The organism is Halomonas campaniensis, from assembly GCF_014193375.1.
Classification (GTDB): domain Bacteria; phylum Pseudomonadota; class Gammaproteobacteria; order Pseudomonadales; family Halomonadaceae; genus Halomonas; species Halomonas campaniensis.
Genome location: NZ_JACHZF010000013.1, coordinates 62229 through 86049 on the forward strand (window position 1 = coordinate 62229; position 23821 = coordinate 86049).

The 23821-nt window shown below is 70.5% G+C and carries 19 protein-coding genes; 8 read left to right on the forward strand and 11 right to left on the reverse strand.

What is annotated here, in order from left to right; translation table 11 throughout:
• Positions 1–48: 48 nt before the first annotated feature.
• From BDK63_RS10330 to BDK63_RS10340, 3 genes are all read right to left on the reverse strand, one after another.
• Positions 49–429, reverse strand: coding sequence for a YbaN family protein (locus tag BDK63_RS10330; RefSeq protein WP_183331584.1), 381 nt, complete (start codon positions 427–429; stop codon positions 49–51).
• A gap of 123 nt (positions 430–552) precedes the next feature.
• A complete protein-coding gene (locus BDK63_RS10335) occupies positions 553–1038 on the reverse strand; it encodes a YajQ family cyclic di-GMP-binding protein (RefSeq protein ID WP_183331586.1) in 486 nt (161 codons plus the stop codon).
• Between the two features lie 39 nt (positions 1039–1077).
• A complete protein-coding gene (locus tag BDK63_RS10340; RefSeq protein WP_183331588.1) occupies positions 1078–1569 on the reverse strand; it encodes a GNAT family N-acetyltransferase in 492 nt (163 codons plus the stop codon).
• A gap of 169 nt (positions 1570–1738) precedes the next feature.
• Here BDK63_RS10340 and BDK63_RS10345 point away from each other — a divergent pair, with 169 nt between their 5' ends.
• From BDK63_RS10345 to BDK63_RS10380, 8 genes are all read left to right on the forward strand, one after another.
• Positions 1739–3235: a RimK family protein gene (locus tag BDK63_RS10345; RefSeq protein ID WP_183331706.1), complete on the forward strand. Its 1497-nt coding sequence runs from the start codon at positions 1739–1741 to the stop codon at positions 3233–3235.
• A 68-nt stretch (positions 3236–3303) separates the two neighbouring features.
• Positions 3304–3903 (forward strand): cob(I)yrinic acid a,c-diamide adenosyltransferase, encoded by a 600-nt coding sequence (gene cobO, locus BDK63_RS10350; protein ID WP_183331591.1) that lies wholly within the window; start codon positions 3304–3306, stop codon positions 3901–3903.
• Between the two features lie 358 nt (positions 3904–4261).
• Positions 4262–5608 (forward strand): UDP-glucose dehydrogenase family protein, encoded by a 1347-nt coding sequence (locus BDK63_RS10355; RefSeq protein WP_183331593.1) that lies wholly within the window; start codon positions 4262–4264, stop codon positions 5606–5608.
• Positions 5609–5617: 9 nt separating this feature from the next.
• Complete coding sequence (locus BDK63_RS10360) at positions 5618–7555, forward strand: glycosyltransferase (protein ID WP_183331595.1); 1938 nt, start codon at positions 5618–5620, stop codon at positions 7553–7555.
• 17 nt (positions 7556–7572) lie between these two features.
• Entirely contained in the window at positions 7573–9087 is a 1515-nt protein-coding gene (locus tag BDK63_RS10365; RefSeq protein ID WP_183331597.1) for an HlyD family secretion protein, read from the forward strand.
• Between the two features lie 63 nt (positions 9088–9150).
• Complete coding sequence (locus BDK63_RS10370) at positions 9151–10044, forward strand: polysaccharide lyase (RefSeq protein WP_246386026.1); 894 nt, start codon at positions 9151–9153, stop codon at positions 10042–10044.
• A 32-nt stretch (positions 10045–10076) separates the two neighbouring features.
• Entirely contained in the window at positions 10077–11360 is a 1284-nt protein-coding gene (locus BDK63_RS10375) for an alginate lyase family protein (protein ID WP_183331599.1), read from the forward strand.
• A 37-nt stretch (positions 11361–11397) separates the two neighbouring features.
• The gene (locus BDK63_RS10380; protein ID WP_183331601.1) at positions 11398–14076 is read left to right on the forward strand and encodes a tetratricopeptide repeat protein; all 2679 of its coding nucleotides are present in this window, start codon (positions 11398–11400) and stop codon (positions 14074–14076) included.
• A gap of 111 nt (positions 14077–14187) precedes the next feature.
• Here the strand turns inward: BDK63_RS10380 and BDK63_RS10385 are convergent, their stop codons facing one another.
• The 8 genes from BDK63_RS10385 to mutL form a co-directional block, all read right to left on the reverse strand.
• The gene (locus BDK63_RS10385) at positions 14188–15483 is read right to left on the reverse strand and encodes an adenylosuccinate synthase (protein WP_183331603.1); all 1296 of its coding nucleotides are present in this window, start codon (positions 15481–15483) and stop codon (positions 14188–14190) included.
• Between the two features lie 100 nt (positions 15484–15583).
• Entirely contained in the window at positions 15584–16759 is a 1176-nt protein-coding gene (locus tag BDK63_RS10390) for an ATP phosphoribosyltransferase regulatory subunit (RefSeq protein ID WP_183331605.1), read from the reverse strand.
• Between the two features lie 132 nt (positions 16760–16891).
• Positions 16892–17773, reverse strand: a complete 882-nt coding sequence (gene hflC, locus BDK63_RS10395) for a protease modulator HflC (RefSeq protein WP_183331607.1) — start codon at positions 17771–17773, stop codon at positions 16892–16894.
• A complete protein-coding gene (gene hflK / locus BDK63_RS10400; RefSeq protein WP_183331610.1) occupies positions 17774–19006 on the reverse strand; it encodes an FtsH protease activity modulator HflK in 1233 nt (410 codons plus the stop codon). It lies immediately after the preceding gene.
• Positions 19007–19177: 171 nt separating this feature from the next.
• Positions 19178–20494 (reverse strand): ribosome rescue GTPase HflX, encoded by a 1317-nt coding sequence (hflX, locus tag BDK63_RS10405; protein WP_183331612.1) that lies wholly within the window; start codon positions 20492–20494, stop codon positions 19178–19180.
• 8 nt (positions 20495–20502) lie between these two features.
• The gene (hfq, locus tag BDK63_RS10410) at positions 20503–20751 is read right to left on the reverse strand and encodes an RNA chaperone Hfq (RefSeq protein WP_183331615.1); all 249 of its coding nucleotides are present in this window, start codon (positions 20749–20751) and stop codon (positions 20503–20505) included.
• A 119-nt stretch (positions 20752–20870) separates the two neighbouring features.
• Positions 20871–21809 carry a tRNA (adenosine(37)-N6)-dimethylallyltransferase MiaA gene (gene miaA, locus BDK63_RS10415; RefSeq protein WP_183331617.1) on the reverse strand — a complete coding sequence of 313 codons (939 nt, stop codon included), beginning with the start codon at positions 21807–21809 and terminating at the stop codon, positions 20871–20873.
• A 4-nt stretch (positions 21810–21813) separates the two neighbouring features.
• The gene (mutL, locus tag BDK63_RS10420) at positions 21814–23811 is read right to left on the reverse strand and encodes a DNA mismatch repair endonuclease MutL (RefSeq protein ID WP_183331619.1); all 1998 of its coding nucleotides are present in this window, start codon (positions 23809–23811) and stop codon (positions 21814–21816) included.
• Between the last annotated feature and the right edge of the window lie 10 nt (positions 23812–23821).

Sequence of the window (23821 nt, forward strand, 5' to 3'; positions counted from 1 at the left end):
GTACGGCGGCCGCGCCCCCGGTCTCAAAGTGCTGTCGAAAGGACGGGGTCACTCCCTGCCCAGGGCGGGCTCGGGACGGGTGATGATCCACAGGCCCAGCGCCGACAGGCCGCCGATCAGCGCCAGCTTGAGCCACATCGCCCCCACGGTCACCGCCAGCACCAGCATCGAGAAGGCCAGCATGCCGGCGGCCAGCCACTTGGCGTGGCGGGGGATGGCCCGCTCGCCCTCCCAGGCCACCACGGTGGGGCCGAAGCGCGGGTGCTCGCGGATCCACAGGGCGAAGCGCGGCGAGCCCCGGGAGGCCGCCCATACCGCCAGCAGCATGAAGCAGGTGGTGGGCATCAGCGGCACGAAGACGCCGACCACCCCCAGGCCGAAGCTCAGCCAGGCGATGACCAGGAAGAACAGGCGTCGAATCGAGGACATCGGGCACTCCCTGCGTCGCGATACCTCCATTGAAGCGCAGCCGGGCGGCGCTGGCCAATCGCGATCGCCTATGGCCACCGGGCAGGGCGGGCTATCTCGCCGGCAGGCCCGGCGCCGCGGGGATCAGTCGCGGAAGTTGTCGAACTGCAGCGGCAGGTCGGGACCGCCCTCGCCGCGCAGCAGCGCCATGACGCTCTGCAGGTCATCGCGCTTCTTGCCGGTGACACGCACCTTCTCGCCCTGGATCTGTGCCTGGACCTTGAGCTTGGACTCCTTGATGCGCTTGACGATCTCCTTGGCCTCCTTCTGGTCGAGCCCCTGCTTGAGCTTCACCTCCTGGCGGGCGCGCACGCCGGAGAGCACCGGCTCCTGGACGTCCATGCAGCGGGCATCGATGCCGCGGCCGATGAGCCTGTTGCGCAGCACATCGAGCATCTGCTTGAGCTGGAAGTCCACCTCGGCCTCCAGCGAGACGGTCTCGCCGTTGAGCTCGAAGCTGGCGGTGACGCCCTTGAAGTCGAAGCGGGTCTGCAGCTCGCGGCTGGCCTGGTCCACGGCGTTGCTGGCCTCGTGGCCGTCGAATTCGGAGACGATATCGAAGGAGGGCATGGCGGCTCCTGAAGGTGATGGGAAGACGCCGGGATTCTATCAGCCCCGGGGCGCCAGCGCCGCCGCTTCGAGCTCCTTGACCATCTGCCAGCCGGCGCAGCCGTCCTCGTAGTAGTCCGGCAGCCAGCGCTCCAGGCGAAACCCCATGCGCCGGTAGAGCCCCAGCGCCACGCGGTTGTCGGCGCGCACCTCGAGCCCGAGACGCTCGCTGCCGCGCGCCTGGGCGGCGGCCTCCAGGGTCTCGAGCAGGTGGCGGCCGAGCCCCGACCCGCGGGCCTCGGGATGCACGCAGAACGAGTAGAGCCGGGCGCGGCGGCTGCCGTGGCGGAACAGCAGGGTCCCGTAGCCCAGCAGCCGCCCGGGGGCATCGCCCTCCGGTTCGCGCTCGATGACCCAGGTCTCGGCGTGGGCGCGGTTGAGCAGGTGCCACAGCTGGCGGCGGGTGAAGCGGTCACCCTCGAAGGCGCCCTGCTCCAGGCGGTGCAGGGCATCCAGGTCCTGGCCTCGGGCCTGGCGCAGCGTGGTGGTCATCGTCTCTCTCCGGAACGTCCCGCGCCGATTGTGATCATGCCCGGGGCCGCTGTCAGCGCGGCGGGTCATGAAATCTTTTCACCCGCCGGGCGACTTGTCCATGGCCCGGCTCACGGGCATGCTGGCGGCCATCGGGCGGCACGCCGCCGCCCCATCCGGAAGCCCTGCCATGTGCCCGCTGCGCATCGTCGTCGACCGCCTGGAAGACTGGCACCCCTACTACCCCTCCGAGGACCTGATCACCGCCGACGACTTCCTGGCCCAGGACCGGCGCCACCGGGTCACCGAGGCGTCGGATCGCACCACCCATGTGATCAACCTGTGCAGCGAGCTCGACTACCTGGGCACCGGCTACTACGTGTCGCTGCTCGCCCAGGCCCGCGGCCAGCGGGTGCTACCCACGGTGGAGACGCTCAACGAGCTGTCGCGCAAGGCACTGATCGACCTGCAACTCGACACCCTGGCGCCGCTGCTCGGGGAGCTGGCCCGCCAGGGCTCGCTGACCGGCGACAGCCTGACCCTGCGCGTGCTGTTCGGCGAGTGCCGGGAGCCGGCGCTGTCACGGCTCGCCCGCAAGCTCTTCGAGCGCCTGCCCTGCCCGCTGCTCGAGGCGAGGCTGGTGCGGCGCCACGATCTCTGGCGGCTGGCGCGCCTGCGGCCGGTGCGTCTGCGCGACCTGACCCTCGACGAGCAGGACCTGTTCGCCAGCGCCCTGAACCGCCATTCGCGCCAGGTGTGGCGTACCCCCAAGGCGCGCCGGCGCTACCGCTTCGACCTGGCGATGCTGGTCGACCCCGGGGAGGCGCTGCCCCCCAGCAACCGCAGCGCCCTGAAGGCGTTCATTCGCGCCGGGCGACGCCTGGGCATCGACGTCTCGCTGATCACCCGCCGCGACGCCGCCCGGCTCGCCGAGTTCGACGCCCTGTTCATCCGCGAGACCACGGCGCTGGACCACCACACCTACCGCATGGCCCGGCTGGCAGAGCACGAGGGGCTGGTGGTGATCGACGCGCCCCGGGACATCCTGCGCTGCACCAACAAGGTCTACCTGCACGCCCTGCTGCGGGCCCGCGGCGTGCCGGCCCCCGAGGGCGTGTTGCTCAAGCGCGGCGACCGCCGCCCGCTGGCCGAGCGGATCGGCCACCTCGGCTTCCCGCTGGTGCTCAAGGTGCCGGACGGCGCCTTCTCCCGCGGGGTGGTCAAGGTGATCGATCAGACCCAGCTCGAGCGCGAGAGCGCCCGCCTGTTCGAGGACTCCGCCCTGCTGCTGCTCCAGGAGTGGCTGCCCACCGAGTACGACTGGCGCATCGGCGTGCTCGATGGCCAGGTGCTGTTCGCCAGCCGCTACTTCATGGCCCGCGGACACTGGCAGATCTACGACCACTCCGGCGCCCGGGTGAAGAGCGGCGGCTTCACCACCCACGACCCCGCCGAGGTGCCGCCGGCGGTGATCAAGGCCGCGCTCAAGGCCACCCGGCTGATCGGCGACGGCTTCTATGGCGTCGACCTCAAGCAGTCCGGCGAGCGCGTGGTGGTGATCGAGGTGAACGACAATCCCAACGTGGATGCCGGCATCGAGGACGCAGTGCTGGGTCGCGCCCTCTACGACCGCATCATGGCGGTATTCCTGGCCCGCATGGAGGACCGGGTGCGCCAGGGGTGCTGACGCGACCCGCCGGCTCGCGTATGCTGTCGACTTTCCTTGACAGGCCTTGTACAGAACACGGAGCCCTGATGAACGATCGCGATACCCGCCACAAGCAGTCGATGCAGAAGCTCAAGGCCCGCGTCGACGAGAAGGTCGCCAGCGCCACCGAGCAGCGCGGCCTGCTGCTGGTCTTCACCGGCAACGGCAAGGGCAAGACCACCGCCGCCTGGGGCACCGTCACCCGGGCGCTGGGCTATGGCTACAAGGTCGGCGTGGTGCAGTTCATCAAGGGGCTGTGGGAGTGCGGCGAGCGCGAGCGGCTGGTGGAGGACCCCAACCTGGAGGTCTCCATCATGGCTACCGGTTTCACCTGGGACACCCAGAATCGCGAGGCGGACACCGCCGCCTGCCGCCAGGTGTGGGCCGAGGCGGAGCGCATGCTGGCCGACCCCTCGGTCTACCTGGTGGTGCTCGACGAGCTCACCTACATGCTCAAGTTCGGCTACCTGGACATCGAGACCGTGAAACGCGCCATCGCGCATCGCCCGCCGGAGCAGTCGGTGATCGTCACCGGCCGCAACGCCCACCGCGAGCTCGTCGCCATGGCCGACACCGTCACCGAGATGCAGGAGGTCCGCCACGCCTTCAACGCGGGCGTGCAGGCCCGCCGGGGCATCGATTACTGACCCGTCGAGCCGGTCCTGAAAAGACGTTTATTTTCAGTATCTTGAAAAGAATCTCCGACTGACCGTTGCCGAACGGCAACAGCCCAACCCCTTGTTCTCCCTGCCTTCTTCCCAGTCTCGCTCGTTCTGTCGCCACCAGGCGACGGTCCGGGCGTTGACCCTCGGCGACGCCGCTTCGCCTCTTCTTTCAAGTCATTGAAATTAATATATTTTTAAAACCTGGCCCAATTGTTGCTGCCAGGAATGGTCGCATGCCCCCTAGACCCGGCCCCCTGTCGCGCCACCGCCCGCCGCCCTGCCGCGAAGGGCAGGTTGCGACCGGCAGGGAGAGGCCCATCAGCAAGGAGCAACGACGACCATGAGGATTACCATCTTCGGTTCCGGTTATGTGGGACTCGTGACCGGCGCCTGCCTCGCAGACGTCGGCCACGATGTCATCTGCGTCGACGTGGACGCGGACAAGGTCGCCAGGCTGAACGACGGCCAGGTGCCGATCTATGAGCCCGGCCTGGAGAGCCTGATCCGCCAGAACCAGGCGGCCGGTCGCCTGCGCTTCACCACCGATGCCGCCGAGGGCGTGGCCTTCGGCCTGCTGCAGTTCATCGCCGTGGGCACCCCCTCCGACGAGGACGGCAGCGCCGACCTGCGCCACGTGCTCAAGGTCGCCGAGACCATCGGCCATCACATGACCGACTACCGGATCATCGTCGACAAGTCGACGGTGCCGGTGGGTACCGCCAGCAAGGTGGAGCGGGTGATCGCCGCCGAGCTCGACCGTCGCGGGGTGCAGCTGCCCTTCGACGTCTGCTCCAACCCGGAATTCCTCAAGGAGGGCGCGGCCATCGAGGACTTCTCGCGCGGTTCGCGCATCGTGGTCGGCACCGAAGCGGAGCGCGTCAGGAGCGCCATGCGCGAGTGCTACGGCCCCTACAACCGCCAGAAGGACAAGCTGATGTTCATGTCGGTGCGCAGCGCCGAACTGACCAAGTACGCGGCCAACGCCATGCTGGCCACCAAGATCAGCTTCATCAACGAGATCGCCAACCTGGCCGAACGCCTGGGGGCCGACATCGAGGAGGTGCGCCACGGCATCGGTTCCGACCCGCGCATCGGCTACCACTTCATCTATCCCGGCTGCGGCTACGGCGGCTCCTGCTTCCCCAAGGACGTCAAGGCGCTGGCCCACACCGCCGAGGCGGCCGGCTACCCGGCCGAGATGATCGGCGCGGTGGAGCGGGTCAATGCCCGCCAGAAGGGCAAGCTCTTCGACAAGCTCTGCGAGGCCTTCGACGGCCAGCTGGCCGGCAAGACGATCGCCCTGTGGGGACTGGCCTTCAAGCCCAACACCGACGACATGCGCGAGGCGCCGAGCCGCGCGCTGATGGAAGCGCTGTGGGAGGCCGGTGCCCGGGTCCAGGCCTTCGACCCCGAGGCCGCCGAGGAGTGTCGCCGGCTCTACGGGGAGCGCGACGACCTGGTGATCAGCGCGCGCCGCGACGAGGCCCTGGAGGGCGCCCATGCGCTGGTGATCTGCACCGAGTGGAAGGCGTTCCGCACCGTCGACTTCGCCCAGCTGCGCGACACCCTGCGCGAGCCGGTGGTGGTCGACGGCCGCAACCTCTTCCTTCCCGAGAGCGTCAAGGCCGCCGGGCTCGCCTACTACGCCATCGGCCGGGGCGACTCCGTGCGGCCCATCGTGGCCTGAGGCAGCGTGATGTCGAAACCACCCGTCGATCGCTCCGTCGCCAGCCGCGTGACGGAACTCACCACCCTGGTGCTGATCCTGGCCGCGCTGGTGGTGATCATCGTCGAGCTCCCCTCGGAGGTGTTCAGCCCGGAGTCGAAGAGCTTCTTCTTCGCCATCGGGGCCGTGGGCGCCTGGCGCTACACCTGGTGGCTGGTCCAGGCCCTGCGCTCGGTGTGGTACAACCGCCGCATCTTCCCGCGCCTGCGCGCCGAGGCGGATGCGGCGGCCGAGCACTCCCGGCCGCCGGAGCTCTACGTGCTCTGCACCTCCTACCGCATCGAGGGGGAGGTGAACTTCCGGGTCTACGATGCCCTGGTGCGCGAACTGGTCGACTACGGCGTGCCCACCGTGCTGTTCGCCTCGATCTCGGACCGTACCGATGTCGACGTGATCACCCATGTGCTGGACGACCACGGCTGGCCCGACCACGTCGAGGTCCGCTACATGTTCCAGAAGGGGGACGGCAAGCGCTCGGCCATGGCCGAGGTGCTGCGGGCGATCTCGCGTCGCCTGCCCGCCCCGGGCGCCCTGCTGGTCTCCATGGATGGCGACATCCGCCTGGAGCCCGGCACCCTGCGGCGTTCGCTGTCGTTCTTCCAGGCCGACCCGGGACTCGGCGCCCTGACCACCAACAACAGCGCCATCGTCACCGGCAACGATGCCACCCGCGAATGGTATGACCTGCGCTATGCCCAGCGCCACCTGGTGATGAGCTCGCTGTCGGTCTCCCGGCGGCTGCTGGTGCTCACCGGCCGCTACAGCGCCTTCCGCGCCGACCTGGCGGTGCAGCCGGACTTCATCGACCTGGTCGAGAACGACCAGGTCGAGCACTGGCGCTTCGGCCGCTTCAAGTTCCTCTCCGGGGACGACAAGTCGACCTGGTTCTGGCTGCTGAAGAACGGCTGGCGGATGCGCTACATCCCCGATGTCTACGTCTCGGGCTACGAGGAGCTGCCCGACCGTCGGCGCTTCTTCGCCTCCACCACCGACCTGATGCGCCGCTGGTACGGCAACATGCTGCGTACCAGCAATCGAGCCATTGCCCTCGGGCCGCGCCCCATGGGCCTGTTTGCCTGGTGGAGCCTGGTCGACCAGCGGCTCTCCATGTGGACCACCCTGATCGGCCCCACGGTGGCGATCCTGGTGACGCTGTTCGTGCGTCCCTCGTTCCTGTTCGCCTACCTGCTGTGGATCCTCTTCACCCGCGGCATCGCCACCCTGATCCTGGCCTGGCAGCGGGGACGCTTCAGCCTGCTGTGGATCCCGCTGATCTACTACAACCAGGTGTGGGGGGCGATCCTCAAGACCTACGTGAGCTTCCGCTTCAACCGCCAAAAGTGGTCCCGCCAGGGCATCTCCGCCGGCGAGCCCGACGACCCGGTCGCCGTTCGCCGCCAGCGGCGCATGGGCCATGTGCTGCACGGCTTTGCCTACGGCGCGCTGCTCTTCGTGCTGATCCTCTCCACCGGGGTGCTCCAGCCCCCCGACCGGATGTCGCTGGCCATCGCCAGGGATCTGGGCAACGGGGCCACCGAGCCTGCCGAGAACGCCAACCGCTGGCTCGCCCAGGTGATCACCACCCTGCCCGAGGGCGGCACCGTGCAGCTTCCCGAGGGACAGCTGCGGGTCAACGAGGCGCTGCTCGACCGCCTGGCCCGCCAGCGGGTCCGCGCCGAGCGGATCGACGGCGCCGACGGCCTGCTCTCGAGCACCCTCTCCCTGACCCCCGGGGTCGCCGAGCGCATCACGGGACCCGACGGCGAGCCCCTGGCCGACACCACACGCTGCACCCCCGATGCGGGCTGCACCCTGACCCTGGACCAGCAGCGCCTGACCCTCGTCAACGTACGCCTCAGGGTCGAGAACGACCCCGTCATGGAGGCCGTGACGACGGCCGGCCCTTGAGCAAGGAGAACCAACGGATGGCTGACCATCATTCCGATCCGCGTGATCAGGATCGACACGAACCGACCCTCGGCGGCATGCCCGGCAGCGCCCGGGACCACGAGCGCCAGACACGCGGCGACCGGATCCATCACGAGCGCCGCGACGAGCGCCGCCATATCCGCGTCTCCCCGCCCTTCCGGGTGAGGCTGGCGGACGGCAGCACCCTGACCGGGGTGGATGTCTCGCTGGGCGGCTTCGCGATGCACACCGAGCGCGCCTACCAGCCCGGCGAGGCGCTCTCGGCGTCGCTGCTGATGACGGCCGGCGCCACCGAGCTGATCATCCCGGTGCAGGCCGAATGCCGCCGCGTCACCCCGGACCGGGACGGTCGTGGCTACACGGTGGGCTTCGAGATCACCGACATCGAGCCGCCCCACCGGGAGCTGCTGCGCCAGGTGATCCGCAGCTGCCTCAGCGGACGCACCGCGAGCGTCGAGGCGCTGATGGCCGGCGAGGACCCCCAGACGCCGCGCAAGCGCCAGGCCGGCGTGAGCCAGCCGCTGCCCGCCTCGCGGCCGCGTCATCGCGGGCGCCGCTACGTGCTGCTGTTCGCCGCCATCGGCCTGCTGGCGCTGGTGGTGGCCGCCACCGCCTACCGCAACTTCATGATGATCGAGCCCAGCTTCGCCGCGGTGACCGCGCCGCGGATCGACATCCGGGCCCCGGGGCCCGGCATCCTCGCCGCCCACGAGCTCCAGGCCGGCGACCGCGTGGAGCGGGATGCGCGCCTGACCCGAGTCGTGAACAGCGACCTGGAGTCGGACCTGATCCTGGCCGATGCCGCCCAGCGCTACAACAACCGACTGATCGAGAACCTCCAGGAGCACCTCGACGCCGGCAGCCAGGAGGTCAGCCTGGCCAACTCCGCCCAGCCGGCCAGCGGCGACACCCTCTCCTTCGAGTCGGTATCGCCGGAGATCGCCCGGGCGCGCATCGAGCAGTTCGAGACCGCCCGGGACTACGAGAGCTCGCGCATCACCGCTCTGGAGGCGCGCCAGGCCAGCAACGAGATCTACAGCCCCTGCGACTGCCTGGTGGCCTGGGCACTCTCCAGCGCCGACGGCACCTACATCAACGAGGGCGAGCGGATCATGACGCTGATCCGCACCGGCGAGGACGACGTGATGGTGGAGGCGCTGGTGCACATGCAGGACATCGCCCGCATCGAGCCCAACCAGACCGCCTACATCTCCCTGCCCGACGCCTCAGGGCCGATCCGTGCCCGGGTACGCAACGTCGCCCTCGACGTGGAGCGCCAGCCGCGGGCCGGTTTCCCCAGCTGGGTCCGCCAGCAGCAGAACGTCGCCAGCGTGCTGCTGGTCCCCGAGCGCGACCTGCCCGCCCAGAGCGTCGGCCAGCCGGTGGACGTGCGCTTCACCGAGGCGCCGCTGCTGGGCGCCACCGCCGAGTGGGTCTGGCAGGGCGCCCGCGCGGTGATCCAGTTCGGCGACCGCATCTACCGCGCCGCCATGCAGGAAGACGACGCCTGACAGCATGCAATCCCTTCCCGCGGCCGCCGGACGGTCGCGGGCGCACTCCCCGAGGAGGCACCCATGTCACAGCACCCGATTCTCCTTCCCTCCAACCCCCGGCGCTCCGCCGTCGGTCTCGCCCTGGCGGGGGCCATGGCGGCCCTCGCCCCCGGCGTCGTGATGGCCGACGGCGATGCCGAGGCCCGGCCGACCCTCCCCCGGGTCGCGGCCTGCTCGACCCGCTACGCCGAGGTCGATGCCCCGCGCCCCGGCGCCGCCGCCAGCGGCCACGAGGCGATCCGCGAGGGATTCGATACCCACCGCCACTGGGGGACCGAGGAGAACGTCCAGCGCCTCGGCATCGGCCAGACCGGCCTCGATGAGCCCGGCCTGCGGGTCCACTACCCCGCCGGCAGCTCGTCACCCGGCGAAGAGCCCCGGGGCGGGGCGGGCTTCTACACCGAGCCGGCGGCGCTGGCCGGTGCCGAGCGCACCTGCCTGAGCTACCGCGTGCGCTTCGCCGAGGGCTTCGACTTCGTCAAGGGCGGCAAGCTCCCGGGCCTCTACGGCGGCGACGCCCCCAGCGGCGGCGACGAGGTGGACGGCGAGAGCGGCTTCTCCATGCGCCTGATGTGGCGCGAGCATGGCCAGGGCGAGCTCTACCCCTATGTGGTCGACCGGGAGGGCGAGTCGCTGGGTCGCGGTGCCTGGAGCTTCCCCACCGGGCGCTGGGTGACCGTGGAGCAGGAGCTGCTGCTCAACGACCCGGGCGAGGCCAACGGCGTGGCCCGGGTGTGGATCGACGGCCAGCCGGTGCTCGAGCAGGACGACCTGGTCTTCCGCACCACCCCCGAGCTGACCATCGACGGCCTGATGTTCTCGACCTTCTTCGGCGGCACCGGTGAGGAGTGGCAAACGCCCCGCGACCAGCACGTGGACTTCGCCGCCTTCCGCCTGCATGCCCCGACACCATGACTCACCACCCTTGCGTTATACGGGACGCCCCCATGACCTTGTGTAAGCCCCTGTGCAAGCCCCTGCCCGAGGCCCGACGCCCCGCCCCGAGCCGATACCTGAGCCGCCTGGCGCTGCCGCTGCTGCTTGCCGGCTTCGCCGGCGGCGCCGGGGCCGAGGAGCTGCTCGGCCGCGAGGAGCGCGAGGCCCTGGACCTCTCGGCGTATCGCGTCACCGACCCGGACGCCGGCTACTTCGACGTGGCCGAGCGCATGGCCGAGCTCGAGTCCACCGACAACGCCATCCTGCTGCAGGAGATCGACGAGCTCGCCCGCGGGCCAAGCTGCGAGCAGCTGCTGGCCTACGAGCCCATCACCACCCGGGTGCGCATCCCGGGGTACTACCCCAATCCAGAGGAGTGGGAGCTCGCCTCGGAGCCGCTGTTCCGCTTCGAGGACAACGTCTCGATGCTGGCCGGCGCCTTCGTCGCCAGCGGCGATACCTACTATGCCGACTGCCTGGTCCGCTACCTGGATCACTGGGCCGAGGCCGAGGCGCTCACCGACTTCCACTACGACTCCACCCAGCCCCAGGCCTGGTTCGCCACCGAGTCGATGCTGTTCGCCGCCGGCATGGCCTATGCCACGGTGCGCCCCTTCGTCGAGGGGCTGGAGGAGGAGCGGGAGCGCCTGGAGGACTGGCTGAACGGGCTCGCCCACCAGCATGCCGACATCCCCGGCGAGCCCGAGAACAGCTGCTGCAACAACCACTTCTACCGTCGTGCCCTCTACGGCAGCATCATCGGCGTGATCACCGAGGACGACGAGCTGTTCCGTTTCGGGGTCAGTGCCATCCACTCGGCACTGCACGACATGACCGAGGAGGGGGCCCTGCCCCTCGAGGTGAACCGCGGGCGCCGCGCCACCCACTACCAGAACTATGCCCTGCTCTACCTGGTGACCAACATGCAGGTGATCGCCCGCCAGGGATACGAGGAGATCTTCGACCTTGAGGTCGACGGCAACACCCTCCATGACGGCGTCGACTTCCTGTTCCGGATCCTCGAGGACCCGGCCGCGCTGGGCGACTTCGCCCCCCTCGAGCAGTACACGGGCTTTCTCAAGGACCCGCAGTACTTCACCTGGATGGAGATCTACCAGGCCCGCTTCGACGACCCCCGGGTCGCCGACTTCGTGCATCGGGTGCGGCCGCTCTACAACCGCAGTGCCGGCGGGTACATGACCCTCTACCTCATGCCACCCGATGCCCAGACGCATATCTTCCAGGACGACGAGCAGCGCCAGACCGAGGCCTTCCGGGGTCTCGGCGAGTCGTGACGCTCGCCCTCCTTCTGCCGACGCCGAGGACCTTCCCATGACCCAGACCCGGACACCCCTCTCCACGCCCTCGAGACTGACGGCCTCCCTCGCCCTGCTGGCCCTGCTGAGCGGCTGCGGGAGCGCCGGCCTGTCGACCGGTACCGACGCGCCACAGGGCGAGGTACCGGCCGAGTACAGCGACTGGTTCGGCTGGCGCCCGGAGGCCAACATCTCCGGCGATGACTGGCAGCAGATCAATCGCGCCCAGGAGTTCATCGAGCAGGGACGCCACGACGAGGCCATCGAGCGCCTCGAGCCGCTGATGGCCCGGCACATCCCGCCGGCGTTCTACGAGATGGCCAAGCTCCACGATGACGGCCTGGGGGTCGAGCGCGACCCCGCCGAGGCGGCCCGGCTCTACGGCCGTGCCATCGAGACCCCGTCGGCGATCCGCGGCCAGGCCTCGCTCAAGCTCGCCGAGCTCTATCTGGCCGGTGACGGCGTCGAGCGCAACGAGCGCCTCGCCTTCCATCTGCTCGACCAGGCGCTCAAGGAGGGAGTGGAGCGGGCCGAGCCGATCCTCGCCGATCTGCTCGCCGAGGGCGGCGAGCAGATCGGCCCCGATCCCGAGCGCGCCCAGCGGCTCTATGAGCAGGCCGCCCAGCGGGGGGACGCCAATGCCCTCGAGGCCCTGGCCGAGGCCCACGGGCCGAACGGCTGGCGGGAGACGGCCCCCGAGCGCGCCATGGACTACGCGAAACGCCTCGAGGCGGTGCTCGAGGACCAGGCCGCCGGTGGCGACACCGGGGCCATGCGGCGGCTCGCCGGGCTCTACACAGCGGACGGCCTGCTCGGCGACCAGCCCGAGCAGCGTCAGGCCTGGCTGGTCCGCGCCGCCGAGGCCGGCGACGAGGATGCCCTCGGCCACGCCGGCACGGCGCTGCTGCGCGGCGGTGACCCGCAGCAGGGCATGGCGCTGCTCGAGGAGGCCGCCGAGCGCGGTGACGTCGATGCCATGACCCGCCTGGGCCAGGCCCTGCTCGACCCCGACCTGGGACCGACCCGTCCGGCGGAGGCGAAGCGCTGGCTGGAGGACGCGGTCGAGGCCGGCTCCGTGGACGCCAGGGTGATCCTCGGGGCGGCCCTGATCGAGGAGGCCCGCGAACGGGCCGCGCCGATGGGCCTGGACGGCAGCGGTGACGACCCCGCCACCACCCTGGCCGCCAATGCCCTCTCCACGCCACCCGAGGTCAGGCGCGGCATCGCGCTGCTCGAGGAGGGGGCCGAGCAGGACGATCCCCTGGCCCTGGCCCACCTCGGATCGCTCTACCTGGACGACGCCCTGGTCCCCAGCCAGCCCTGGCTGGCCGTCGACTATCTCGAGCGTGGCCATGAGCTCGGCCACCCCTGGGCCACCCAGCAGCTCGGCGCCGCCTACCTGGCGGGTCGCGGCGTGCCGGCCGACGGCCGCCGGGCCGAGGCGCTGCTGAGGGAGGCCGCCGAACAGGGCCAGGAGGGCGCCCTGCGCCTGCTGGGCGACGCCTACCTGGAGGGCGAGGTGGTGCCCTTCCACCCCACCCGCGGCGAGGCGCTGCTCGAGCAGGCGGCCGAGGCCGGCGACACCGCCGCCATGACCTCGCTGGGCGAGGCCTACCTCAGCGGGCCACTGGAGGAGCAGCCCCAGCGCGGCCATGCCCTGCTGGAGCAGGCCGCCCGCCAGGGCGACGCCTACGCCATGGTGGTGCTGGGCCGCGCCTATCGCGAGGGCAGCGGCGTACCGCGGGATCTCGACGAGGCGACCCGCTGGCTGACGCGCGCCCGGGAAGCCGGCCATGCCTCCGCCGATGACGCGATGGTCGGGGTCAACCGCGACCGGGGCGCCCTGGGCGACATCAACGCGCTGATCGAAGCCGCCGAGGCGGGCCACCCGGGCGCCATGGCGGACCTGGGCCGGGCCTTCCTCAACGGCGAGGGGGTCCAGGCCAATCCCGAGGCGGCCCGCGCCTGGCTCGAGCGCGCCGCCAATGCCGGGCACACCGGGGCGCGCGCGGAGGTCGGCGAGATGCTGCTCGAGAGCGACCCGCAGCGCGGCATGACCCTGCTGCAGGGCGCCGCGGATGCCGGCCATGCCGGTGCCCGCCTGGCCCTGGGCCGTGCCCTGCTGCTCGGCGAGCACGTCGAGGCGGATGCCGAGCGGGGGCTCGACTACCTGCGCCCCGCCGCCGAGGGCGGCAACCCCCATGCCGCCCGGCTGCTCGGCCAGGCCTACCTGGAGGGCAACGGCGTCGAGGCCGACCCGGCCCGGGCCCGGGAGTGGCTGGACGTGGCGGTGGAGAGCGGCGATCTCTCCTCGCGCGCCAACCTGGGGCGGATCCTGCTGCGCGGCGAGGAGGGGATGCCCGAGGATATCGAGCGCGGGCGGGAGCTGCTGCACGACGCCGCGGAGGCGGGCCACCCCGGCGCCCAGGCCACCCTGGGCCGCGAGTACCTGCGCGGCGAGCGCCTGGAGCGCGACACCCGCCAGGGAGCCGACTACCTGCTCCAGGCGGCCCGTCAGGGCCACTCCAGCGCTCGCCTGGCCCTGGCCGAGGCCTATCTCGAGGCCAACGGGCTGGAGAGCGCCAACCGCGAGCAGGCGCTGCTGTGGCTCGAGGAGGTGATGGAGGCCGACAGCGACATGGCCCTCGAGACGCTCCACGAGCTGATCTCCGACGATATCGCCGCCGCGCGGTGATGCCCCGGTGACACAGTGGCCACTCATGCAGAAGGCCGGCACCAAGTGCCGGCCTTCTGCATGGTCACGGGCCAGCGCGGGCGGCGCTCGCCGCCCGCGCTGGCCTGCGCGTCAACCGTCGAAGGGGTTGCGCAGCACGATGGTCTCGTTGCGGTCGGGACCGGTGGAGATGATATCGATGGGGGTGCCCACCTTCGCTTCCAGGTAGCTGATGTAGGCGCGGGCATTGGCCGGCAGGTCCTCGACCCGCTTGGCACCCAGGGTCGACTCGCTCCAGCCCGGCAGGTCCTCGTAGAGCGGCTCGATGGCCTCGTACCCTTCGGAGTCCACCGGCGTGTCCAGCACCTCGCCATCCTTGCTGCGATAGCCCACGCAGACGCGGATGTTCTCGAGGCCGTCGAGCACGTCGAGCTTGGTCAGGCAGATGCCCGAGACCGAGTTGATCTGCACCGCATGGCGCAGGGCGACGGCGTCGAACCAGCCGCAGCGGCGTGGGCGACCGGTGGTGGCCCCGAACTCGTGGCCACGCTCGGCCAGGTGGCGGCCGTGGTCATCGAACAGCTCGGTGGGGAAGGGTCCGGAGCCGACCCGGGTGGTGTAGGCCTTGGTGATGCCCAGCACGTAGTCCAGGTAGAGCGGGCCGACGCCGGAGCCGGTGGCGGTGCCGCCGGCGGTGGTGTTGGAGCTGGTCACGAAGGGGTAGGTGCCGTGGTCGATGTCCAGCAGCGAGCCCTGGGCCCCCTCGAAGAGGATGTTCTCGCCGGCGCGGCGCAGGTCATGGACCAGGCCCACGGTGTCGGCCACCATGGGACGCAGCTCCTCGGCCATCTCCATGGCCTCGTCCAGCACCTGCTGGAAGTCCACCGGCTTCTCGCCGTGGTAGTTGACCAGCACGAAGTTGTGGTAGTCCAGCACCTCGCCGAGCTTGGAGGCGAAGCGCTCGCGGTGCAGCATGTCGCCCAGGCGCAGGCCGCGGCGGGCCACCTTGTCCTCGTAGGCCGGGCCGATGCCACGGCCGGTGGTGCCGATCTTGGCGACGCCACGGGCCTTCTCGCGGGCCTGGTCGAGGCGCACGTGGTAGGGCAGGATCAGCGGGCAGGCCGGCGACAGGCGCAGCCGCTCGCGCACCGGCACCCCCTTGGCCTCGAGCTCGCGGATCTCCTTGATCAGCGCCTCGGGCGACAGCACCACGCCGTTGCCGATCACGCAGGTCTTGTCCTTGCGCAGGATGCCCGAGGGGATCAGGTGCAGGACGGTCTTCTCGCCGTCGATCACCAGGGTGTGGCCGGCGTTGTGACCGCCCTGGAAGCGCACCACCGCGGAGGCGGATTCGGTGAGCAGGTCGACGACCTTGCCCTTGCCCTCGTCACCCCACTGGGTGCCCAGTACGACTACGTTCTTGCCCATTGGTCTCTCGTCTCTCGTTGCTGCGCGCCGGCTCGCGTCGCGCCCTTGGTTCGCTGCAGCGAGCCGGCGTGGTCACACCCGGCCAGCCCGATTCAGTCAGTTACAGTGCCGTCACCTGCCAGTGGCCATCGGCCCGCACCAGCTGGCGGTCGCAGCGGTGCTCGGCCGGGCCGGTGCGCTGCCCCGGCAGGGCCTGCACCACCCGCTCGCCCTGCTCGCGCAGCGCCAGCACCGCTTCCCCGAGCCCCTCGCCCTCGGCCGGGGCCCAGATGCCGACGCGGGGCGGCTCGGCGGGCGCCAGGGTGGCCAGCTGCTTGAGGTCCATGGAGAAGCCGGTGGCCGGCCGGGCCCGGCCGAAGGCGCGGCCGGTATCGTCATAGCGCCCGCCCTTGGCCAGGGCCTGGCCGTAGCCGGGCACGTAGGCGGCGAACATCATGCCGGTGTGGTAGGCGTAGCCACGCAGCTCGGCCAGGTCGAAGTAGGGCTCGACCTCGGGATGAGCGGCCATCACTCCCTGATGCAGGGCGCGCAGCTGGTCCAGCGCCGCCCCCACCGCGGCGGGAGCCTCGGCGAAGGCTTCGCGGGCCTCGTCGAGGACCTCGACACCCCCGTGCAGGCGGCCCAGCGCCATGAACATCTCGGCCAGCGCCGGGTCCCCCACGCTCTCGGCGACCCTGGCGGCCAGCTCGCCGGGCGACTTCAGCTCCAGCGCCTCGAACAGCGCCCGCTCCTGGTCGATATCCAGTTCGGCGGCCTGTACCAGGCTACGGTAGATGCCGATATGGCCCAGCGCCAGGTGGATCTCCCGCGCCCCGGCCGCGGCGAGGCTCGCCAGTGCCAGGTGCAGGATCTCCAGGTCGGCCTCGAGGCCGGCATGGCCGAACAGCTCGACCCCCACCTGGACCGGGCTGCGGCCCCCCTGGTGCTGGTCGGCGGTGGCGCGCAGCACGTTGGTGCAGTAGCAGAGCCGCACCGGCCCCTGGCGCTTCAGGGAGTGGGCATCCATGCGCGCCACCTGGGGTGTGACGTCGGCGCTGATGCCCATCATGCGACCGGTCAGCTGGTCGGTGAGCTTGAAGGTCTGCAGGGCCAGGTCGGAGCCGGTACCGGTGAGCAGGGAGTCGAGGAACTCCGCGGTGGGCGGCATCACCTGGTCATAGCCCCAGCGATGGTAGAGATCGAGCAGTGCCCGGCGCAGCTCCTCCATGCGGCTCGCCTGGGGAGGCAGCACCTCGTCCATGCCGTCGGGCAGCAGCCAGCGGTCAGCGATGGTCATGTGTATCATCCAGCAAGACAATGAATGGCCAGGGGGTGAACGTAAGCAGACGGCCACAAAAAAACCGGGCCACGCCCGGTTTCAGGAGTCTACCACGTTTGCGCCGGGGATGAACCCCGGCGCAACGTGCGCTCATTCTCCGCTGGGCACGGCACTCTTCAGGTAGCGGAAGAAGTCGCTGGAGGGATCCAGCACCAGCATGTTGCCGTCGCCCTGGAAGCTCTCGCGGTAGGCGTTCAGGCTGCGCCAGAAGGCGAAGAACTCCTGATCCTGGGAGTAGGCATCGGCGAAGATCGCCGCGGCCTCGGCATCCCCCTCACCGCGCAGGGTCTCGGAGCGCTCGGTGGCCTGGGCCAGCAGCACCTGACGGCGCCGGTCGGCGTTGGCGCGGATGCGCTCGGCCTCCTCCTGGCCCTGGGCGCGCCACTCGCGGGCCTCACGCTCACGCTCGGAGCGCATGCGTTCGAAGACCGCCGCCGAGACGTCGTCGGGCAGGTCGATCCGCTTGACGCGCACGTCGCGGATCGCCACGCCGAGCTCCTCGCGCAGCAGGGCATCGAGGTCCTGGGTCGGCCCGATCATCAGGTCGTCGCGGCGCTCGGCGATGATCTGCTGGAGGTCCAGGCGGCCGAACTCGTTACGCAGGCTCTCGTCGACCCGCGGCTGGATCAGCCGGATCGCCATCATCTCGTCGCCGGCGGTGGACTCGTAGTAGCGGGTCGGGTTGACCACCTGCCACTTGACGTAGGAGTCCACGATCACCGCCTTCTGCTCGAGGGTCAGGTAGCGGCTGGTATCGGTGTCCAGCGTCAGCACCCGGGTATCGAACTTGCGGATGGTCTGGGTGATCGGCACCTTGAAGTGCAGGCCCGGCTGGATGTTCTCCTCGATGACCTCACCGAAGCGCAGCTTGACGGCACGCTCGGTCTCGTCGACCACGTAGAGGCTGTTGCTGGCCAGCCAGGCCACGGCGGCAAGGCCGCCGACGATGAGCAGGGAACGATTGTTGATCATTTAGCGGCCCTCCCTGCGGATTCCACTGTTGCTGCTCGAGGATGACTGCTGGCCGCTGCGAAGGCGTTCCAGCACCCGCGGGTCCAGCTCGCCCTGCTCGCCCAGCCGCTCGCCGGAGGACGAAGCCCCACCGCTGCCGCCGCCGCCCATCTGGTCGAGGGGCAGGTACATCAGCGGGCTGTCGTCGGCGACATCCACCAGTACCTTGGGTGTGGTGCCGAAGATCTCCGCGATGGCATCCAGGTAGAGACGCTCGCGCATGATCGCCGGCGAGTTCTGATACTGGGAGAGCAGCGCATTGAAGCGGTTGGCCTGACCCCGGGCCTCGGCCACCACCGACTCGCGGTAACCCTGGCCCTGCTCGACCAGGCGCTGGGCCTGACCCTGGGCCTCGGGGATGATGGCGTTGGCGTAGGCCATGCCCTGGTTGATGGTCCGCTGGCGGTCCTCGCGGGCCCGGATCACGTCGTCGAAGGCGTCGATGACCGGACCGGGCGCCGTGGTGGACTCGATGTTGATGGTCTGCAGGCGAATACCGGTGCCGTAGCTGTCCAGGTAGGACTGCAGGCGGCTGGCCACGGAGCTGCCGAGGATCTCGCGGCCCGAGGTCAGGATCTCGATCATGTCGGTGCCGCCGACCACGTGGCGCAGCGCACTGTCCAGCGCATTCTCGATGGAGAGCTGGGGGTTGCGCACGTTGAGCACGAAGTCACGGGGGTTGGCCACCTGGTACTGGGCCGAGATCTCGACCTCGACGATGTTCTCGTCGCGGGTCAGCATCGACTGGGTCTGGGTCAGCGAGCGCACCCGCGTGACGTTGACCATGCGCACGTCATCGATCAGCGGCGGGTTCCAGTGCAGGCCGGGGCTGACGACCTCCTGGAACTTGCCGAAGCGCAGCACCACGCCCCGCTCGGACTGGTCGACCAGGTAGAAACCGGTGGCCGCCCAGATCGCCAGGGCCACCACGATCAGCAGCCCCGGCAGCGCGAAGGTGTTGCGAGGCTTGCCGCCACCGCCCTTGCCGCCACCGCCGCCGCGCTTGCCGCCGCGGCCGCCGAGCATGCCGTTGAGCTTGTCCTGAAACTTCTTCAGGGCTTCGTCCAGGTCGGGGGGGCCCTGGTTGCCGCCACGGTTGCCACCGCCGCCGCCTCCGTTGCCGCCACCGCGTCGGCCGCCACCACCACTCCAGGGGTCGTGCTGGTTGCCACCACCAGGCTCATTCCAGGCCATAGGTCTTCTCCACTGTGCGTTGCCGCTCGCCGCTGGAGGGGCTCCAGCGGCGGGCGTCGGTTGCGATCCTGTTGGCGTCGCCGGCGAGCGGCCCGCGACACCTGTCGACCTTGTCGTTGTCTGTGCCGCCCGCGTCCCGGTCGTGGACGGCAGGCGGCGTGGCCCGGGGCCTCACTCCTCCCAGACGGCCCGCTCCTGCAGCTCCGCGGGAAGGTAGTCGGCGGCGCGCTCGCCGAGCCGGGCCATCAGCTGCATGAAGTCCCGCCGCGGCAGGCGCACCTGCAGCAGGGTATGCCCCTGGTCGTCGAAGGCCTCCTCGCGCACCGCGCCCAGCTCGTGAAGGCCGGCGCGCAGCTTGCCCTGCTCCGGAGCCAGGCTGAGCGAGAGGTCGATCACGTCGTCGGCCAGCCGCTCGGCCAGGGCCTGGGCCAGCAGCTCCAGCCCCCTGCCCTCCTGCGCCGAGAGCCACACCACCTCGGGGCGCCCCTCGCCGTCACGCTCGATGCGCGGCGCGCTGTCGAGCAGGTCGATCTTGTTCATCACCTTGAGCACCGGCACCTCGAGGGCACCGATCTCGTCGAGCACCGCCTCGACCTGGGCGACGTTGAGCTCGCGATCCGGATCGGCGGCGTCGATCACGTGGACCAGCAGGGTCGCCTCGGCGGCCTCCTGCAGGGTCGCGCGAAAGGCCTCGACCAGCTTGTGGGGCAGGTGGCGGATGAAGCCCACGGTATCGGCCAGCACCACCGGCCCGACATCCTCGACCTCCAGGCGCCGCAGCGTGGGGTCGAGAGTAGCGAACAGCTGATCGGCCGCATAGACCCTGGATTCGGTCAGGGCGTTGAAGAGCGTTGACTTGCCGGCGTTGGTGTAGCCGACCAGCGAGACGCTGGGAATCTCCGCCCGGGAGCGGGCGCGGCGGTTCTGACTGCGCTGGCTGCGCACCTTGTCGAGGCGCTTGTGGATCGCCTTGATGCGGGCCCGCAGCAGGCGACGGTCGGTCTCGAGCTGGGTCTCGCCGGGACCGCGCAGGCCGATACCGCCCTTCTGGCGCTCCAGGTGGGTCCAGCCGCGGATCAGCCGCGTCGACATGTACTCCAGCTGGGCGAGCTCCACCTGGAGCTTGCCCTCGTGGGTCCTCGCCCGCTGGGCGAAAATATCGAGGATCAGGCCGGTGCGATCGAGCACCCGGCACTTGAGCACGCGCTCGAGGTTGCGCTCCTGGGAGGGGCTGAGGGCGTGGTTGAAGATCACCAGCTCGGCGCCGTGCACGGCCATCGCCTCGCGCAGCTCCTCCACCTTGCCGGAGCCCACGAAGGTCCGCGGGTCCGGCCGATGGCGGCTGCCGGTCAGCAGCGTGGCCGGCTCGGCGCCGGCGGAACGCACCAGCTCGAGGAACTCACCCGGATCCTCGCGCTCCTGTTCGTCGTGGAAATCCACATGGACGAGTACCGCCGTCTCACCGGCGTCGGGACGTTCAAAAAACAATCATTACCTCACTGGCTTTCCTGCGGCGCGGCAGGATCCTGGGCCGGCAGGCGCACGTTGCGCGAGGGCACCACGGTGGAGATGGCATGCTTGTAGACCATCTGGCTGACGGTGTTGCGCAGCAGGATGACGAACTGGTCGAACGACTCGATCTGGCCCTGCAGCTTGATGCCGTTGACCAGGAAGATCGATACCGGGATGCGCTCCTTGCGCAGGATGTTCAGGTACGGGTCTTGAAGGGACTGCCCTTTGGACATGTTGCTCTCCCTGAAATTGTCTCTGGGGTTGACGTTGTTTCGCTGGCCTTGCACATGGCGTCGCCCGCCCTCTCGCGGAGGGGCCTGGCCATCCGGCTACCGGAAAGGCGTATCTTACGCTAACTGCCGAATTCGCGCACGAGTTTCAGCACCTTGCCCAGGGGGTCGGCCCCCAGGCTGTCCACCCACTCGAGGCCGTCCCAGCTGCGCATCCAGGTCAGCTGGCGCTTGGCCAGCTGCCGGGTGGCGACGATGCCGCGATGCTGCAGGGTCTCGAGGTCGACCGCACCGTCGAGATACGCCCAGACCTGGCGGTAGCCGACGCTCCTGATCGACGGCAGGCCCGGGTGCAGGTCGCCGCGCGCCCGCAGCGCCGCCACCTCCTCGATGAGGCCGCCCGACAGCATGGCCGCTAAGCGGTGGGCGATCCGCTCGTGCAGCACGGCACGATCCGCCGGGGCGAGCCCTATCGACAGCGTGCGCCAGGGAAAGGTTTCCGGGCGCTGCTCGGCCCACAGCTCGCTGAGGGTGCGACCGCTGGCCCGATAGACCTCCAGGGCACGCATCAGCCGCTGCGGGTCGTTGGGGTGGATGCGCGCCGCCGAGGCGGGGTCGACCCGGGCGAGCGACTCGTGCAGCGCTGCCAGGCCGTGGCGGGCGGCCTCGGCCTCCAGCTCGGCGCGCAGCGCGGGATCCGACGCCGGGAGGTTGGCGACGCCCTCCAGCAGGCGCTTGAGGTACATCATGGTCCCCCCCACCAGCAGCGGCACGCGGCCGGCGGCGGTGATCTCGGCCATCTCGCGCAGGGCATCCTCGCGAAAGTCGGCCGCCGAGTAGGGCTCGGCGGGGTCGCGGATGTCGATGAGCCGGTGCGGCGCGCGGGCCAGCTCCTCCGCCGAAGGCTTGGCGCTGCCGATGTCCATGCCGCGGTAGACCATGGCGGAGTCGACGCTGACCAGCTCGAGGCCCAGGCGCTCGTGGAGCGCGATGGCGAGATCGGTCTTGCCGGCGGCGGTGGGTCCCACCAGCAGGATGGCGAGAGGACGGGTATCTGACATCGACCTACTGCCCCCTCAGGAAGAGGCGGTCCAGGTCCTTCATGCTCATCTCGGTCCAGGTGGGGCGGCCGTGGTTGCACTGGCCACTGCGCTCGGTGCGCTCCATGTCGCGGAGCAGGGCGTTCATCTCCGCCAGGGTCAGCTGGCGGTTGGCGCGCACGCTGCCGTGGCAGGCCATGGTGGCCAGCAGCTCGTTGAGATGGGCCTCGATCCGGTCGGAGCGGCCGTAGCGCTCCAGGTCGCCGAGCATGTCGCGGACCAGCGGCTCCACGTCGGCATCGATGAGCAGCGCCGGCAGCTGGCGCACCAGCAGGGTCTCGGGGCCGGCCACGTCGAGCTCCACCCCGAAGCGGGCGAAGGCCTCGCGCTCCGCCTCGGCGGTGGCCACCTCGGCGGGGCTGGCGGCAAGAGATACCGGGACCAGCAGCGGCTGGGCCTCGAGACGCCCGCCGTGCACCTGGGCCTTCATGCGCTCGTAGACGATGCGTTCGTGGGCGGCGTGCATGTCCACCACGATCAGGCCGCGCTCGCTCTGGGAGAGGATGTAGACCCCGTGCAGCTGGGCCACGGCGAAGCCCAGCGGCGGCGCCCGGGTATCGTCGGCCTCGGGCAGGGCCGGCCGCGGCGACACCGGTGCGGCCTGGCGCTCGGCCAGGGCCACCCCGGCCGCGGCGCCCCCGGCCCCGGGCGAGGCCGGCTGGGGCGTCAGCAGGCTCTCTTCGTGGTCGGGGTGCAGGCTGCGGTAGCCGTCCATGAAGGCGCGGACCCGGTCGGGGGTGACGCGCTCGCCCTCTCGCCCGGGCAGCGCCATGGGCTGCTGCTGCCACAGGCCGGCACGCTCGGCGACCCGGTCGCCGCCCTCGCCCGCCGGCGTGCCGGCCGCACCGCCCTGCGGCGCCTCGTCGTCGCCCGCCTCCCGGGGCTCGCCGCCCGGGTGGCCGGCCCCCGGATGGCCGGCCCCCGGATGGCCGGCCCCCGGATGGCCGGCCCGGCTCTCGCTCAGGGCCCGGTGCAGGCTGGAGAAGAGGAAGTCATGGACCATGCGGCCATCGCGGAAGCGCACCTCGTGCTTGGTGGGATGGACATTGACGTCCACCACCGTGGGGTCGACCTCCAGGTAGAGCACGAAGACCGGGTGGCGGCCGTGGAAGAGCACGTCCCGGTAGGCCTGGCGAATGGCGTGGGCCACCAGGCGATCCCGCACCACCCGGCCGTTGACGAAGAAGTACTGCTGGTCGGCCTGGGCCCGGGAATGGGTGGGCAGGCCCACCCAGCCCCACAGGCGCAGCCCCGCGGCCCCCAGGTCCAGGTGCAGGGCGTTCTCGAGGAACCCCTTGCCAAGCAGCGACGCGATGCGCCGCTCGCGGGCGACCGGGTCGTCGCCGGGGCGCAGCTGGTGCAGGGTCTTCTGGTTGTGACGCAGCACCCAGCCGATGTCGAAGCGGGAGAGCGCCTGGCGGCGGAAGGCCTCCTCGACGTGACCGAACTCGGTCTTCTCGGTGCGCAGGAACTTGCGCCGCGCCGGAGTATTGAAGAACAGGTCGCGCACCGTCACCGAGGTGCCGCGGGGATGAGGGGCCGGCGAGACCCGGGGTTCCATCTGGCGCCCTTCGGCCACCACCCGCCAGCCGGCGGTGGGGTCGTCATCGGTGTTGGAGACCAGTTCGAGCCGGGAGACCGAGCTGATCGAGGCCAGCGCCTCGCCCCGGAAGCCCAGGCTCGCCACCCCCTCGAGCTCCTCGAGGGAGAGGATCTTGCTGGTGGCGTGGCGCGACAGGGCCAGCGGCAGGTCCTCCTCGCCGATGCCGCTGCCGTCGTCGCGCACGCGGATCAGCCGGGCACCGCCGGCCTCGAGGTCCACCTCGATTCGCCGGCTGCCGGCATCGATGGCGTTCTCCACCAGCTCCTTGACCACCGAGGCGGGGCGCTCCACCACCTCGCCGGCGGCGATCTGGTTGGCCAGTCGCGGGTCGAGGACCCGGATGCGTCGTGGTTCGGTCATGGGCTCGGAC